16 protein-coding genes are annotated in these 14,493 nt (G+C 37.5%); 11 read left to right on the forward strand and 5 right to left on the reverse strand.

Features of this window, described 5'->3' with window-relative positions:
• Positions 1 to 40: 40 nt before the first annotated feature.
• On the reverse strand, positions 41 to 907 hold the full coding sequence (locus tag ESU54_RS03330) for a sigma-70 family RNA polymerase sigma factor (protein WP_111843728.1): 867 nt from the start codon (positions 905 to 907) through the stop codon (positions 41 to 43).
• A 126-nt stretch (positions 908 to 1,033) separates the two neighbouring features.
• Here ESU54_RS03330 and ESU54_RS03335 point away from each other — a divergent pair, with 126 nt between their 5' ends.
• The 10 genes from ESU54_RS03335 to ESU54_RS03380 all read left to right on the forward strand — a co-directional run bounded on the left by ESU54_RS03335 (position 1,034) and on the right by ESU54_RS03380 (position 9,738).
• Positions 1,034 to 1,243 (forward strand): adenylosuccinate synthetase, encoded by a 210-nt coding sequence (locus ESU54_RS03335; protein ID WP_111843729.1) that lies wholly within the window; start codon positions 1,034 to 1,036, stop codon positions 1,241 to 1,243.
• Positions 1,244 to 1,330: 87 nt separating this feature from the next.
• Entirely contained in the window at positions 1,331 to 1,984 is a 654-nt protein-coding gene (locus tag ESU54_RS03340) for a hypothetical protein (RefSeq protein ID WP_111843730.1), read from the forward strand.
• A gap of 197 nt (positions 1,985 to 2,181) precedes the next feature.
• Complete coding sequence (locus tag ESU54_RS03345) at positions 2,182 to 2,631, forward strand: hypothetical protein (RefSeq protein WP_111843731.1); 450 nt, start codon at positions 2,182 to 2,184, stop codon at positions 2,629 to 2,631.
• Positions 2,628 to 2,828, forward strand: coding sequence for a helix-turn-helix transcriptional regulator (locus tag ESU54_RS03350; protein ID WP_111843732.1), 201 nt, complete (start codon positions 2,628 to 2,630; stop codon positions 2,826 to 2,828). Before ESU54_RS03345 ends, ESU54_RS03350 begins: the two co-directional genes overlap by 4 nt.
• 146 nt (positions 2,829 to 2,974) lie before the next feature.
• Positions 2,975 to 4,717, forward strand: coding sequence for a thiamine pyrophosphate-dependent enzyme (locus tag ESU54_RS03355; protein WP_111843733.1), 1,743 nt, complete (start codon positions 2,975 to 2,977; stop codon positions 4,715 to 4,717).
• Between the two features lie 25 nt (positions 4,718 to 4,742).
• Entirely contained in the window at positions 4,743 to 6,269 is a 1,527-nt protein-coding gene (locus tag ESU54_RS03360) for an FMN-binding glutamate synthase family protein (RefSeq protein ID WP_111843734.1), read from the forward strand.
• 18 nt (positions 6,270 to 6,287) lie between these two features.
• Entirely contained in the window at positions 6,288 to 6,746 is a 459-nt protein-coding gene (locus ESU54_RS03365; protein ID WP_111843735.1) for a universal stress protein, read from the forward strand.
• 65 nt (positions 6,747 to 6,811) lie between these two features.
• Positions 6,812 to 7,120, forward strand: coding sequence for a DUF1456 family protein (locus tag ESU54_RS03370; protein WP_111843736.1), 309 nt, complete (start codon positions 6,812 to 6,814; stop codon positions 7,118 to 7,120).
• Between the two features lie 667 nt (positions 7,121 to 7,787).
• The gene (locus ESU54_RS03375) at positions 7,788 to 8,402 is read left to right on the forward strand and encodes a YqaA family protein (protein ID WP_111843737.1); all 615 of its coding nucleotides are present in this window, start codon (positions 7,788 to 7,790) and stop codon (positions 8,400 to 8,402) included.
• A gap of 70 nt (positions 8,403 to 8,472) precedes the next feature.
• On the forward strand, positions 8,473 to 9,738 hold the full coding sequence (locus ESU54_RS03380; RefSeq protein ID WP_111843738.1) for an MFS transporter: 1,266 nt from the start codon (positions 8,473 to 8,475) through the stop codon (positions 9,736 to 9,738).
• Between the two features lie 42 nt (positions 9,739 to 9,780).
• Here ESU54_RS03380 and ESU54_RS03385 read toward each other — a convergent pair whose 3' ends face one another.
• From ESU54_RS03385 to ESU54_RS03395, 3 genes are all read right to left on the reverse strand, one after another.
• Entirely contained in the window at positions 9,781 to 10,350 is a 570-nt protein-coding gene (locus ESU54_RS03385) for a DUF4256 domain-containing protein (RefSeq protein ID WP_111843971.1), read from the reverse strand.
• 16 nt (positions 10,351 to 10,366) lie between these two features.
• Complete coding sequence (locus tag ESU54_RS03390; RefSeq protein ID WP_111843739.1) at positions 10,367 to 12,040, reverse strand: SulP family inorganic anion transporter; 1,674 nt, start codon at positions 12,038 to 12,040, stop codon at positions 10,367 to 10,369.
• Between the two features lie 213 nt (positions 12,041 to 12,253).
• Complete coding sequence (locus ESU54_RS03395) at positions 12,254 to 12,805, reverse strand: ExbD/TolR family protein (RefSeq protein WP_160113255.1); 552 nt, start codon at positions 12,803 to 12,805, stop codon at positions 12,254 to 12,256.
• 126 nt (positions 12,806 to 12,931) lie between these two features.
• Here ESU54_RS03395 and ESU54_RS03400 point away from each other — a divergent pair, with 126 nt between their 5' ends.
• The gene (locus tag ESU54_RS03400; protein WP_111843741.1) at positions 12,932 to 13,546 is read left to right on the forward strand and encodes a Crp/Fnr family transcriptional regulator; all 615 of its coding nucleotides are present in this window, start codon (positions 12,932 to 12,934) and stop codon (positions 13,544 to 13,546) included.
• Here the strand turns inward: ESU54_RS03400 and ESU54_RS03405 are convergent.
• Positions 13,543 to 14,412, reverse strand: a complete 870-nt coding sequence (locus tag ESU54_RS03405; RefSeq protein ID WP_111843742.1) for a pirin family protein — start codon at positions 14,410 to 14,412, stop codon at positions 13,543 to 13,545. The two genes, ESU54_RS03400 and ESU54_RS03405, sit on opposite strands and share 4 nt — an antisense overlap.
• Positions 14,413 to 14,493 lie beyond the last annotated feature (81 nt).

Here is a 14,493-nt window from a genome sequence, read left to right on the forward strand (position 1 = left end):
CATAAAATATTGACACTGCCAATATTTTTAACATTTTAGCCTAGCCCAAATATTTTTTTAAAATATGGCTTTTTGATGTTTGGCGAAGTCTTCTGATTGCTTTTTCGCGAATTTGGCGAACGCGCTCACGGCTCAAATCAAAAGTATCCCCAATTTCTTGAAGCGTCATCGGAGGTTGTCCACATAGGCCAAAATTCAACTTCACAACATCAGCTTCGCGAGGTGCTAAAGTATCGAGTGCACGGTTAATTTCTATTCGAAGGGATTCGTGCATCAAATTTTTATCAGGGTTCGGACTTTCGCCAGAGCTGAGAACATCGTATAGATTGTTGTCGTTTTCACCTTCTTGGAACGGTGCGTCCATAGAAAGGCTTCTCGTTGAGTTTTTTAAAGAGCTCTTTACTTTGGCTTCGCTAAAATCCAACTCTTGGGCTATTTCGGAAGCAGTGGGTACCCGCTGAAATTTTTGCTCAAGATGTATTGAAGCTTTTTTTATTTTATTGATATCGCCAATTTTGTTCAACGGTAAACGAACAACACGCGATTGTTCTGCAATAGCTTGCAAAATGGCTTGACGAATCCACCAAACTGCATAGGATATAAATTTAAAACCTCGGGTTTCATCAAACCTCTTGGCGGCCTTTACCAAGCCTACGTTTCCCTCATTAATAAGGTCAGGAAGACTAAGACCTTGATTTTGGTATTGTTTTGCTACGGAAATAACAAATCGTAAATTTGCTCTGCTCAATTTATTCAGTGCAGCTTGATCTCCTTCACGAATGCGCTGTGCCAACTCCACTTCTTCTTCGGCTGTTATCAAATCTATCTTGCTAACGTCCTGTAAATAACTGTTTAAAGATTTAGTTTCTCGGTTGGTTACCTGCTTCGTGATCTTAAGTTGTCTCATATATCTCTCTGTTTTTTATAATAACACGGCATAGTAAGACATTTTGGGGTAATTTCCAAAAACTTAACACAAGTTGTTAAAATTTTACGGTTCATTTTTTTTTCCTTACTTTGAATAAAAAAGAAAATGAAAATATTAAAGAATATGCTTTTTTCGGTGATTTTGTTGATATTGGCTACAAGTTATGCCCAAAAACCCACGGAAGTTCCAAAACCTAGCGAAAAACCAATTGATTTGACCAATCCTGCAGATATAATAATCTATATCATTTTGCCATTATGCGCCGTATTGCTATTTTTTATATGGAAAGGAAAACAAAAAAGAAAAAATCAATAACCTTTTAAGATTTAACTGCAATTTATAATACTTTGCACACTATTTTTGGTGTAATAGTTGTTATGAACTTTTGAAGATTTTATAGCTATGTTGAAAAAATTCCTTTTAGTTGGTTTTTTTGTAATTACAGGAACTGTTTTTGCACAAATAGATTTGCCCAATAATTCCGTACGGTTTGATTCTCCACAATCTAATGTGGACAGTCCTACCGGATTTGAAATTCCAGCAATTAAAGCACCAACCCTTTCAAATACAAAGAACCCGAATACGCCCAACAATTCTAACTTGGGAAAAGAAAAAGAAAATCAAATTGATATGCAAAATGGGGATGGCTTGCTGGAATATACAGGAACAAACAAAGCCCCAAAATACTTTACAAAAGATAAAGAAGAAAAACCTGAATACGGAAAAGACCAATATCTCGGCGATTTCAAGACCACGGCAAAAACTGCCACCATTATGTACCGCGACCACGAATTTGTGGATGGCGATATGATACGTGTTTATTTGAACGGAGAGGTTATAATTCCACAAGCTAGACTGGAAGGCAGCTTTAGAGGGTTTGATTTTCCACTTCAGGATGGGTTCAATAAAATAGATTTTGAAGCATTAAATCAAGGCTCTTCAGGCCCCAACACTGCACAATTAAATATCTTCGATGAAATAGGTAACCTTCTCGCTTCTTATGAATGGAATCTTCTTACGGGAAATAAGGCTACTGCCATATTAGTAAAGCAATAACAGTGTTTTTAAATAATCTTTTAATTTCCTTTTAAACTTCGTATCCTTAACTTTTAAGTATCGCTCAGGATAAATTTCGTTGAAAGAAAATTTCTTATAAATTATATATATATTTAAATGTAAAGTATATTTTACAAAATAAGTAGTATATTTGTCATATTGTTAAGTAGACTTACATTAATTCAAAAACTAATAATATGAACAAACAAAAATTTTGTGAAGCTGAAGAGCGCAGATTGAACTGGCTCATTAATTTTAAACTGCCTAATTATTGGAAAAAGATAGGATGGGGTATTCTGGTTGTATCCCTTGCTTTAATTCTATCTACAAAATTCATTGATGGTGATTTTGATTTGCTAAAAAGTATCTTAAAAAAGGCAATGCTAATTGGCCTTTTGATTGTTACAATTTCAAGAGAAAAAATAGAAGATGAATTTATTGAAAACCTAAGAAGCAAATCATTTTCATTGGCTTTTATATTTGGGGTTATTTATGTGCTAGCTCAACCTGTGGTAAATTATATTGTATCGCTTATACTACAATCTGAAAAAGCAAATTATGAGGATTTGGGTGATTTTCAAATTCTGTGGTTTCTTTTGGTTGTTTATTTAACAGCATTTTGGTCATTAAAAAGGAGAAACGCATGAAAAACACTTTAAAAGTAGAACGTGCAATTCTCAATCTAACACAGGATGAACTTGCTCAGGAAATAGGAGTCTCCAGACAAACAATCAATTCAATTGAGACAAATCGTTACGTTCCTTCAACTCTTTTATCCCTTAAGTTGTCAAAGCTTTTCAATAAGCCAGTGAATGATTTTTTTAAACTTGAAGACAATGATTAGCGTACTTATATTTTATTTTTTGGAAATTATTTTTAAAATTATAATTTTTCTACTCAGTTAAATTTCCCTTAATTGTACTGAAATAGTTCTTTATATTCTCCAAATTTCTTTTGAAGGTCTGTAATTTTATATAAAATTACAGTTTTATGAATGTTTCCGAACAAATCCTTCAAATTCTTAAAAATGTTGGTGTAACCCAAATATGGGGTGTTACTGGCGATGCCTTAAATACATTTACCGATGCTTTGCGCGGTGATGAAGATATAAAATGGAACGCGGTCCGCCATGAAGAAAACGGTGCGTTCGCTGCAACTGCAGAAGCCCAAATGACAAATAATCTTGCGGTTTGCGCTGGGACCGTCGGTCCGGGAACACTACACCTTATAAATGGTTTGTACAATGCCAAAAAAGAACGTGTTCCGGTGCTCGCCATAAGTGGACAAGTGGCACGTGTAAATATGGGAACCAATTATTTTCAGGAAGTGGGACTCACCAAAATTTTTGACGATGTTTGTGCATACCAAGCCGTAATCCGATCTGCAGAAGAAGCGCCTCGCGTGGTTTTAAAAGCAATCCAAATTGCTTTGGAACAGCGCGCAGTAGTTCGTGTTGAAATTCCCATTGATATCGCCGTTGAAGAAGCGAAAGGTTCACACTATGAGCATCCGGTCTTTAGAGGTAATGCAGTTTTGGTTCCTTCCGATGATGACATTAACAAAATAGCAAGTGCTATAAATGAAGCTAAAAAGATTACAATTCTTGCCGGCGCTGGCTGTAGAAATAGCAGGGAAGAAGTCTTGGCACTTTCAGAAAAAATAAAAGCACCGATAGTGCACACACTTCGTTCTTCCGATGTAATCCACAACGATGATAAAAATGTGGTCGGACTTACGGGTCTTATTGGAAATCCATCTGGCTATCACGCTGTGATGAAAGCAGATTTACTATTGATGCTGGGTACAGATTTTCCATATAGTAATTTCCTGCCTGACGATTCAAAAATAATTCAAATAGATAACCGCATAGAAAACATTGGCAATCGCGTAAAAGTTGATATTGGTGTGCAGGGCGATTGTTTAGCAAGCCTTCAGAAATTAGATTCTAAAATTCTTCCAAAGAAAAATTCTGAATTTTTGGATAATCTGGTTGAAAACTTTAATAAATGGAAAAAACACAAAGAGGAAAACAGTAATTTAGACAATGACTTAGAACCCTTGCATCCGCAGCTTTTTATGAATGTTTTAAACCGAAAGGCTTCAGATGACGCCTGCTTCACTGTGGACGTTGGCGAAAGCGCCATTTGGGTGGCACACCATTTAACGCTTCACGGAAAACGGAGACTTTTGGGCTCCTTCAACCACGGTTCCATGGCCGTTGGTTTTCCAGCTGCAATGGGAATTCAATCTGTCAATCCAGGGAGAGAGGTTTGGGCGATTGTTGGTGACGGTGCGTTCGGAATGTGCATGAATGATTTTATTACCGCTGTTCGCTATAATTGGCCCGTAAAGATTTTAGTTTACAATAACAGCCAGTTAGGCTTTGTGAAAATTGAAATGGAAGAAGCTGGCTATGCGATGGCAAATGAAGCCCTTGAACTCCAAAACCCTAATTTTGCAGAGTATGCCAAACTCTGTGGGGGCGATGGGATACGGGTGGAACATGCTACAGATATTGAAAAGGCTATCGAGATGGCAATTGCTTCACCCAAACCTTTTATTATTGATGCTGTTACCAATCCAGGAGAATTATCATTGCCACCGCACATCACATTGGAAGAAGCGTGGGGATTTGGAAAATCAAAAATAAAGGAAATCTTACTGTCGGTTAAAAGCGACAAAGACCAAAAAAATAATTTGATGGACGAAATAAAGGCGTTCTTTAACAATTAAAATATTTTAAAACATAACTTTTAAAATGAGAGAAGCAATACAGTTTACGTTTATAGCTTTAGGAATAATTGCAATAATCACTTGCACCGCAATTTGGCCAATTTATGGTTTTTCTATTTTGGGGGCATTGGTTTTCGGAATAGGCATTTATGATCTGTTTCAAAAGAAGCATTCCATTCTCCGTAATTTTCCAGTTTTGGGACATATGCGTTTTCTTTTGGAAATGATAGGCCCAGAAATCCATCAATATTTTGTGGAAAGCGACACCGATGGGAAACCGATAGACAGAAACCACAGAACTTATGTTTACGAACGTGCAAAACTTCAAAATGAAACTCATCCCTTTGGAACGGAACTAAACGTAGAAGCGGAAAATTATAAGTGGATGAAACACAGTATTTATCCGTCAAAACTTCTTGAAGAAGCGCCGCGAGTTCTTGTTGGTGGACCAGATTGTAAGCAACCATACAGCGCGAGTATCTTTAATATTTCAGCAATGAGCTATGGAGCATTAAGTAAAAATGCTGTAATGGCGCTAAATCTTGGGGCGAAAGCAGGTAACTTTTTCCACGATACAGGGGAAGGTGGAATTGCAGAATATCATTTAAAAGGAGGTGATTTGGTTTATGAAGTGGGCACTGGCTATTTCGGTTGTAGAACTGAGGATGGAAACTTTTCCCCTGAAAAATTTAGGGAAAAAGCAGCACTTCCAAACGTAAAAATGATTGAAATCAAAATATCGCAAGGTGCAAAACCAGGCCACGGCGGAGTTTTGCCTGCAGTAAAAAACAATGATGAAATTGCTGAAATAAGAGGAGTAAAACCACATACAACGGTATTATCGCCTCCCGGACACAGTGCATTCAGTAATGCGGAAGGATTGCTTCGATTTGTTAAGCAAATGCGCGAATTGAGTGATGGAAAACCCATCGGTTTTAAATTGTGTATTGGTAGTAAAAAGGAGTTTATTGACATATGCGAAAAAATGGTAGAAACGGGAATAAAACCAGATTTCATAACCGTTGATGGTTCCGAAGGTGGAACGGGTGCGGCACCTATAGATTTCTCAAATTATGTAGGGATGCCGTGGGAAAAAGCCCTAGTTTTTGTGGTGGACACGCTGAATGGTTTTGATTTGAAAAAGGACATCAAAGTGGTAACTGCAACAAAAATATTTACTGCGTTTGATATTTTTAAAGCGCTCTGTATTGGTGCCGATATTTGTAATTCCGCTCGTGGAATGATGCTCGCTCTTGGTTGTATTCAAGCTTTGCGTTGTGACACCAACAAGTGTCCAACGGGTGTAACTACTAACAACCCAAGCTTAATGCGCGGTTTAGTGGTAGAGGATAAGTGGAAGCGGGTAAAGAATTATCATGGTGAAACGGTAAAAGAATTTTTGGAACTTTTTGCAGCTGCTGGCTGTAAAACCCTTTCAGATATGAATAGAAGTTTTATCTTTAAGCAAATTGAAACCGAAATAAAATGTTACGAAGAAATCTACCCCACATACAGGGAAAAATTTCTTAAAGAAGTTTACAACGAATTCTGAACTAAAACAAATTAACTGATGAAAAAAGTATTGATTACCCTCGACTACAACCCACATTCAGAAAAAGTAGTGAATATGGGTTATGAACTTGCAAAATTGATGGATGCTGAAATCTGTCTCTTTCACGTACTTTCAGAAGTACGTTATTACGGAATGCAATATGAACCTTTTATGGGTTACGAAGGCTATGCGTTTCCTGTAGATTATAAAATTCAAGAAGAATTTGTAAAAGTAGCACAGGATTATCTTGACAAAACAAAAGCACATTTGCAGGGAAACGATATTTCGACACACTTAGCAGAAGGCGATACCGCTAAAATGATTTTGGAATACGCCGAGGAATGGAAAGCAGATTTAATCGTTATGGGAACCCACAGCCATGGCACATTGGAAAAAATATTTTTGGGAACTGTGGCGTCAAGTGTTATGGAGCATACAAAAATCCCTGTTTATATGGTTCCAACAGGAGAAAAATAGGAGGGAAGCGATTGGCCTTTTTAAGGTAAATAATTAAACATATCTTTGGACAAATAATTTTTATTATGGCTTTAAGCAATAACGATATCATGAAAAAACTGCGAGTAGCACACAAACTCCGTGACGACGATATAGTGAAAATATGTTCGTTGGTGGATTTTGCAGTTACAAAAAGTGAACTTGGAGCTATCTTTAGAAATGAAAACCACGAAAAATATATGGAATGTGGCGATCAGTTTCTTCGTAATTTTCTAAATGGATTAGTCATTCATCTGCGAGGGCCGATGCCGGAAAAGAAAGCGCAACCGCTAAAAGTATCACCAAAAGCCAACCCGAGTCCACGTCCGAAATATAAACCAAATCTTAAAAAATAAAAAAGCTGGATCAAATTTCTTCAATCCAGCTTTAGTAGTTTTCATTTTTATTTTTAATAGAAGTTTCTGCATGTTTTTCTGATTGTGGGTTCCTCAAACAGGCGTTGGTTTCCGTTTAGGTAATTCAACATGTTTTGCTTTTGCGATCCGTATTTAATTCGCTTTTGAAGGTTTCTCAAGGTTTTCATAGTTAATTTTTTTTTTTTGGTTTGAGTGAGGGCATTTATCTATAGCGCCTTTTTGTATTCCATATATAAGCTCTGGAATCGTGTGGTCTGTGAATGCTTTCGTTGCTGTTTAATGTTCTCATGATTTTTAAGTTTTAAATATTAATAATTTTTTTAGCGAAATCTTCTTTTCAAATTCCATGAATAGCCTTTTGAAGTTTTCATTTTTTCAGTCAAGTAATTGCTGTTTAAAGTTCTCATAATAAAATAGTTTTACTGGTTATACTTAAAAGACGCAATAGTTTTGTTTTTGTTACAGTACTATGTAATGCAAAGTAATGATTTAACTAAATATTAACCTTTTGTAAAAGAATTAACAGCAAAAAATCTTGCGTAAATGTTTAACATTCTATTAACCGTGAATCCTTTGCCAATTGGTTGCAGAGTAGGGGCTTTAGCTATATATTTGCACCTTCGAATATTTAGATTCCCAAATTGAAATGGAGACTGTAAGAAAATCTGAAACCAATAAATTAAAGCGTGCCCATCTGTATTATAAATACACTGGGTTTTACTCTTTTGTGGGTCAAAGTCTTAAGAAATCTATTGTTCCAATAGTTTTGATTATTGTTGCACTCATCGTATTGGATCTTTACGTTGTAGATTTCAGTAATCTCTTTACATATATTACTGAAACCTACGCGCCAATTAACATATTGCTTGTTTTTCTTGCTTCGGAATCGTTATTGGGCCTTGTTCCTCCAGAAATATTTATTGCTTGGAGTGATAAAATGCCTGAGCCAATTCTTTATTTAACACTTTTGGCAACACTTTCTTATGTAGGCGGAATTATTTCTTACTTCATCGGGAAATGGATTTTTACGATTCCAAGGGTTTATGCATATATGGAAGGGAAGATGAAGAAACACCTAAAGCAAATACGCAAATGGGGTGGATTCTTAATTGTTGTTGGTGCTTTGTTGCCCATTCCGTTTTCTATGACTAGTATGGCCGCAGGAATGATTCATTATAAATTCAGTAACTATCTTCTTTTTGGATTGCTTCGTTTTGTGAGGTTTTATCTTTATGCCATTGCCATATTCAGTTTGCTATAGTACTTTTGGCATACTGAAGTGGTTTACTTTGGAAGTAACCACATTCATCTTTAAACAGCAACCTCTTTAAATGAAGAAAAACGATCCCTACGCTGCATTACGATTTCGGGAGTTTAATATATTTCTTTTGGTGCGGTTTGCAATGGTGTTTGCTTGGAGCATGCAGTTTGTAGTGATTGAGTGGGAAGTTTACAGTATTACCAAAAATCCACTTTCCTTAGGAATTATCGGTTTGATGGAGGTTATTCCTGCGGTATCTATGGCGCTTTTTGCAGGACATATTGTAGATCAGCGTGAGAAAAGAAGTCTTTTATTTAAGTGTATTTTTGGATTTTCAGTTGTGAGCCTAGGGCTTTTCTTGCTTACTTGGCCGCGGGTTGTAGGGGATCTGTCCACCAATACTGTTCTTTACGCCGTTTACTTTTTGGTTTTTCTCGGTGGGATTGTTCGAGCTTTCTTGGGCCCAACTATTTTCTCCTTATTCTCTTTATTGGTTCCTAAAAAAATATACCCCAATGCGGCCACTTGGAGTAGCTCCGTTTGGCAAATGGGTTCTGTTGTAGGTCCAGCAACAGCAGGTTTCTTTATTCATTGGATTGGGGTTCACTGGTCCATGTGCTTTGTTTTCGCATTTTCGTTGATGGCTTTGCTGCTTTTGCTTCAAATCCCGAAGAAACCTATTTTAAACCCCAACATCGGTGAACCGATAATGAAGAGCTTAAAAGAAGGTATTAAATTCGTGATGAACACTCGGGTAATTTTGGGTGCGCTTACCTTAGATATGTTTGCAGTACTTTTCGGCGGAGCGGTAGCGCTTCTTCCTATTTATGCACAGGATATTCTTAAAGTGGGACCAGAGGGTTTTGGAATACTTCGTGCAGCACCAGCAGTTGGTGCATTACTGATTATGTTTACTTCAGCACATTTTCCTCTCAATAAAAATGCGGGTATGAAATTGCTTGCAGCCATTTTTGGTTTTGGTATTTGCATTATTGTGTTTGGGGTTTCCACTTGGTTTTGGGTTTCGGTAATCGCGCTATTCTTGAGTGGGGCAACAGATGGTATTTCTATGGTTATCCGCTCCACGATTTTACAGCTAAGAACTCCAGATGCCATGCGAGGGCGCGTAGCTTCTGTTAATTCTATGTTTGTTGGATCTTCCAATGAATTGGGAGCTTTTGAGAGTGGGCTTACCGCAAAATTGATGGGAACGGTTACTGCAGTTGTTTTTGGTGGTAGTATGACTATACTTACTGTACTGGGGACTGGATTCTTTTTCCCAAAACTTCGAAAACTGGATTTACGGAAGGATTTGGAGGAACACGAGCGGGAGTAGAATTTTAAATATGTTCAATAATTATTAGGGCTTCCCAGTTAGTTAAACCTTTAACGCCCCACGAAACCCTCTACCGCCGTAGTATGATTGCACCCCATTGTGATACACAAATACGGTATTGAAACGAAAATCCCCAAAAATAGCACCACCCAATTTTCTAATAGTATCGGGAGTTTTTAACCAACTTGAGGTTTTGCTTTCAAAATTTCCGAGTTGCTGTAATTCGCGGTATTGATCTTCTGTTAAAAGTTCAATGCCCATTTCGGAAGCCATTCCAATAGCACTGTGTTTTGGTTTGTGTTCTTTTCTTGCTTCCAAGGCCTCAGGGTCGTAGCAAAAGCTTCGGCGGCCTTTGGGACTTTCTTCAGAGCAATCATAAAAAATATATTCATTGGTCTTTTTATCAAAACCAACAACATCTGGTTCGCCGCCAGTTTCTTCCATTTGATGTAGCGACCAAAGTTTTTCGGGATTAGCCTCAAGTTTTAATTGTACTTTAGACCAGCTAATACTCGGGTGCCGGTCTGTGTGTTTTCCGAAGCGAGCTTTCAAAATAGCTATTAATTCTTCGCTCTGCTTCAATGTAAGGTCTTTTTTACTTGGTTTTTGCATAACTGATAATGTTACTTTATTTCCTTTTTTCAATTATTTGAGCGGCTCTTTCAGAAGCCTTTTCAATACTATCGGTTAAATTTTCCTTACTAAGTACTGCATAGATATCACTTTTCAACAAATCTCTCAAAACATTATCATTTACGCCAGATAGTATAATAGCGGTGTTCTGTTCCGAGAATTTTTTGATTATTTCTATTAGTCTGTAAATACCTGTAGCATCGATAAATGGAACATGCCGCATCCTTAAAATAAGTACTTTCGGCCTTTCCTGCAACCGGTACATTGTATCTTGAAATGTTTGTGTTGCACCAAAAAATAAGGGCCCATTTATTTCAAACATAGTTACGCCTTTGGGCAAAACAGGTAGTTCGTCCTCAAATAATACATCGGGATTGTCCTTATTTGCAAAGAGATCATTAGCAAGTTGTACAGTGGTGTTATCGCTCATTCTTTTCATCAATATAAAACTAGAAAGAACAATTCCAATTTCAATAGCAATTACGAGATCGAAAATAACGGTTAGAAAAAAAGTAACCAACAATATCAGCACATCCGATTTGTTACCTTTTAATAAGGAACGGAATTGCCTCCACTCGCTCATGTGGTAAGCCACTACAATTAGAATTCCTGCCAAGCATGACATTGGGATCAATTTTGCATAGGGGGCAAGAACCAACATAATAACCAGAAGTACAATTGCATGGACTATTCCGGCAATGGGTGTGCGTCCGCCATTCTTAACATTGGTTGCAGTTCTAGCAATTGCACCCGTGGCAGGAATTCCGCCGAACATGGACGAAAAGCAATTGGCAACCCCTTGAGCCACTAGTTCTGCATTAGAACGATGACGCCCGCCAATCATACCATCACTAACTACGGCTGATAGCAAAGATTCAATACCTCCGAGCAGTGCGATGGCAAAAGCTGGTTGAATCAACTTTTGGACTGTTGCAAAATTGATATGGGGAAAGTGTGGCATTGAAAGTTCGTTGGGAATTTCGCCAAAAACCGTTTCAATTGTTGGTACGGGGATATTGAAAAAGTAAACAGCCAATGTACTCAAGAGGATAGCCACAATGGAGCCAGGAATCTTTTTACTTACTCTATGAAAATTAAATGCCAATAGAATGGTACCAGTTGCTATGGCTACAGCACTCCAGTTGATACTGCTAAAATTTAATGCGTAAACCTTCCATTTTTCAATAAAGTCGGCTGGTACCGTTTCAATAGAAAGTCCGAAGAAATCTTTTATTTGGGAAGAAAAAATAATAATCGCAATTCCACTGGTAAAGCCGACGATAAGTGGATGTGGAATAAATTTTAAAAGGTTGCCCAGTCTCGCAATACCCATCGCAATCATTATAATTCCGGCCATGAAGGTAGCGATAATAAGCCCATCTACGCTGAACTCCTGTACAATAGCGTAGACAATTACAATAAAGGCGCCCGTGGGGCCACCAATTTGAACGCGGCTGCCGCCTAAGACGGAAATTACTAGCCCAGCAATAATAGCAGTTATCAATCCTTTGTCTGGCGATACGCCTGAAGCAATAGCAAACGCAATGGCCAATGGGAGGGCAACAATACCTACAATTAATCCCGCAATAAAATCCTTTCGAAATTGTTCCTTGCTAATTCCTTTTTTTAAAAGTGAGAAAAACTTAGGTGTAAATTGAGATTCTTTCATGGGATGCAAGGCAACTTTAAATTCAAAGAAAAATTTTCGGAACGTATTGGTTTAGGATTGGCAAAGATATTAAAACAGCGCACAATTTGAATCTATTTTGGAGGGAACTTGATTGCTGACCTTAGGTTTTAGAAATTTGTTTTTATAAAATAGAGAACCACTAAAATGAGGTTTTTTGATGGTTTGCTTAGAAGTTTTATTTAGAAAATACTTTTATAAAGACGATTCAATAATTCGGAAAGGATAGGCATCTTGCGTCTTTTTTAATTCATCGTCGGTGATTTTTTTCGCCTCCGTTTTTAATATTTCGGAAACATACTTTTCGCGTAATTCAAAATATGCGGAGGCTATTTGATCTTGAATAGAAATATAGCTTTGATACGGTGCTTCGCGATGAATGGATAAAGAAATTGAAGCTTTTTTCGGATTATCTGAGGCTTCTGCAAGCCTTTCTCCGCTACAATAAATACAGGACTGGTCTGCATTGTTATCTAAAAAATGTTTTAATTCGTCTTTTAGATTTTCAATTGGGGTAATTGTCTTATTCACCATAATTTCGCCTTTTTCATTGACGCTGATTGTAAAAATATTATTCTTTTTAAGTGGAATATTACAATCGGCACCGGGCGGACAAGGCTGCGGAAGATCGCGCGCAATTCCTTTATCATTCGGAATCATTGAGGTTACCAAAAAGAAAATTAGAAGTAGAAAAGCAATATCGGCCATACTGCCGGTATTCACGGTGGGCATAATTGAGTTTCTCATAATTGAAAATGGTTTAAGGTTCTCTCTTTCACAAATCAAAGAAAGTGCCATAAGTTTATTTCTTAAACCAGACAGCTGTTTCGTAAGAAAACAGTAATTTTAAAATGTTGAGAAATTCACTATTTAATGATTTTAGAAAATAATAAAATAGAACCCCGCTTTAATTCTTATTTGGTGGAAACCGCAGGAATGACTGCAGACGAAGCCGCTAAGGTAACTTCAGATTTAAAACGGGTAAAATATGAAAAGGGAGCTATCGTTTTAAGAAAAGGCGATTTGTGTAAACATTCTTTGTTTGTTGAAAAAGGCTTGCTGCGGTCCTATATGCTCGATGAATCTGGAAAGGAACACGTAATCCAGTTTGCGCCCGAAAATTGGTTTGTTGTTGATAGGAGCAGCGTCTATTTCAACGACCCTTCTGAAAGTTATATTGAAGCCATAGAGGACACTGAAGTAGTTATGATTGGCGAAGATTTTATTTGCAGTGCAAGTCAAACAAGCCCTGTTTTCAGTAGGTTTAACGATAAACTATTGCACAACCATATTCGGCAAATGCAGAAACGCATCAATCTTTTGCTTGGTGCTACGGCAGAAAAACGTTACTTGAGTTTTATAAAAATGTATCCAGATCTTTTGCTGAGAGTGCCTCAATGGATGATTGCTTCTTACCTGGGAATTACCCCAGAAAGTTTAAGCCGTGTTCGTAAAGAATTGGCGCATAAAAATTTCAAAACCAATTAATCTGGAAGGGGAACAAACTCAGTTTCTCCATGTACTTTTGGAAAACGTTTTGCTTTCCAATCCTCTCTCGCTCTTTCGATAGTTTCTTTTTCCGTTGCAACAAAATTCCAATATATATGACGTTCTTCAGGGAAAGGATCACCGCCAAAAATGTAAACAGTTGTATTATCCGCCATTTCAAATTCGCAGAGTTTGCTATCATTCGCTATCAAAATTTGCTTAGGTTCGTAAGTATTTCCTTCGCTGAAAATATTTCCCTCCAGGATATACAGGCCGCTTTCACCAAAAAGATAATCACCAAGACTGATTTTACGTTTCTTCCCGCTTTTCAATTCCAAAAAATAAAGATTGCTGTGGACGGGAACCGGCGATTTTTTTCCAAAAACCTCCCCTGCAATTACTTTTATTGAAACACCATCTTTTTCAAAATGTGGGATTTCCTGTTTATTGGTGTGATGAAACGAAGGTTCCATATTTTCCAAATGTTTCGGAAGCGCCACCCAAATCTGCAGACCATGCAATGATTTCTTAGTATTTCGAAGACTTTCTGGAGTTCTTTCCGAATGGACCACGCCTTTTCCTGCGGTCATCCAGTTTACGGCGCCTGGTGTGATTTCAACTTCTGAACCTAAACTGTCGCGGTGCATAATGCTTCCCTCAAAAAGATAAGTTAGTGTTGAAAGTCCAATGTGCGGATGTGGCGGAACGTCCAGATTTTCAGATTCGTCCATCGTCACAGGGCCCATGTGATCAATAAAAGCGAAAGGACCAACCATCCTTTTTTCGCGAAAAGGGAGCAAGCGACCAACCATAAAGTTTCCAATATTTGCGGCGCGTTCTGGAATTATTATTTTTAGGTTTGACATAGTTGTAAAAATTAAAAAAGGATGCTAAATAGGTCTCGACTGCGCTCGACCAGACATTTTTGCATCCTTTAAAGTTACTTA

The sequence above is a fragment of the Aequorivita antarctica genome (assembly GCF_007997155.1).
GTDB classification, from domain to species: Bacteria; Bacteroidota; Bacteroidia; order Flavobacteriales; family Flavobacteriaceae; genus Aequorivita; species Aequorivita antarctica.

Coding starts and splice junctions, on each gene's coding strand:
- ESU54_RS03365 (WP_111843735.1), top strand. CDS start 6,288: ATGAAAAAAGTATTGATTACCCTCGACTACAACCCACATTCAGAAAAA.
- ESU54_RS03390 (WP_111843739.1), bottom strand. CDS start 12,040: ATGAAAGAATCTCAATTTACACCTAAGTTTTTCTCACTTTTAAAAAAA.
- ESU54_RS03405 (WP_111843742.1), bottom strand. CDS start 14,412: ATGTCAAACCTAAAAATAATAATTCCAGAACGCGCCGCAAATATTGGA.
- ESU54_RS03330 (WP_111843728.1), bottom strand. CDS start 907: ATGAGACAACTTAAGATCACGAAGCAGGTAACCAACCGAGAAACTAAA.
- ESU54_RS03355 (WP_111843733.1), top strand. CDS start 2,975: ATGAATGTTTCCGAACAAATCCTTCAAATTCTTAAAAATGTTGGTGTA.
- ESU54_RS03360 (WP_111843734.1), top strand. CDS start 4,743: ATGAGAGAAGCAATACAGTTTACGTTTATAGCTTTAGGAATAATTGCA.
- ESU54_RS03395 (WP_160113255.1), bottom strand. CDS start 12,805: ATGAGAAACTCAATTATGCCCACCGTGAATACCGGCAGTATGGCCGAT.
- ESU54_RS03350 (WP_111843732.1), top strand. CDS start 2,628: ATGAAAAACACTTTAAAAGTAGAACGTGCAATTCTCAATCTAACACAG.
- ESU54_RS03335 (WP_111843729.1), top strand. CDS start 1,034: ATGAAAATATTAAAGAATATGCTTTTTTCGGTGATTTTGTTGATATTG.
- ESU54_RS03385 (WP_111843971.1), bottom strand. CDS start 10,350: ATGCAAAAACCAAGTAAAAAAGACCTTACATTGAAGCAGAGCGAAGAA.
- ESU54_RS03345 (WP_111843731.1), top strand. CDS start 2,182: ATGAACAAACAAAAATTTTGTGAAGCTGAAGAGCGCAGATTGAACTGG.
- ESU54_RS03340 (WP_111843730.1), top strand. CDS start 1,331: ATGTTGAAAAAATTCCTTTTAGTTGGTTTTTTTGTAATTACAGGAACT.
- ESU54_RS03380 (WP_111843738.1), top strand. CDS start 8,473: ATGAAGAAAAACGATCCCTACGCTGCATTACGATTTCGGGAGTTTAAT.
- ESU54_RS03375 (WP_111843737.1), top strand. CDS start 7,788: ATGGAGACTGTAAGAAAATCTGAAACCAATAAATTAAAGCGTGCCCAT.
- ESU54_RS03370 (WP_111843736.1), top strand. CDS start 6,812: ATGGCTTTAAGCAATAACGATATCATGAAAAAACTGCGAGTAGCACAC.
- ESU54_RS03400 (WP_111843741.1), top strand. CDS start 12,932: ATGATTTTAGAAAATAATAAAATAGAACCCCGCTTTAATTCTTATTTG.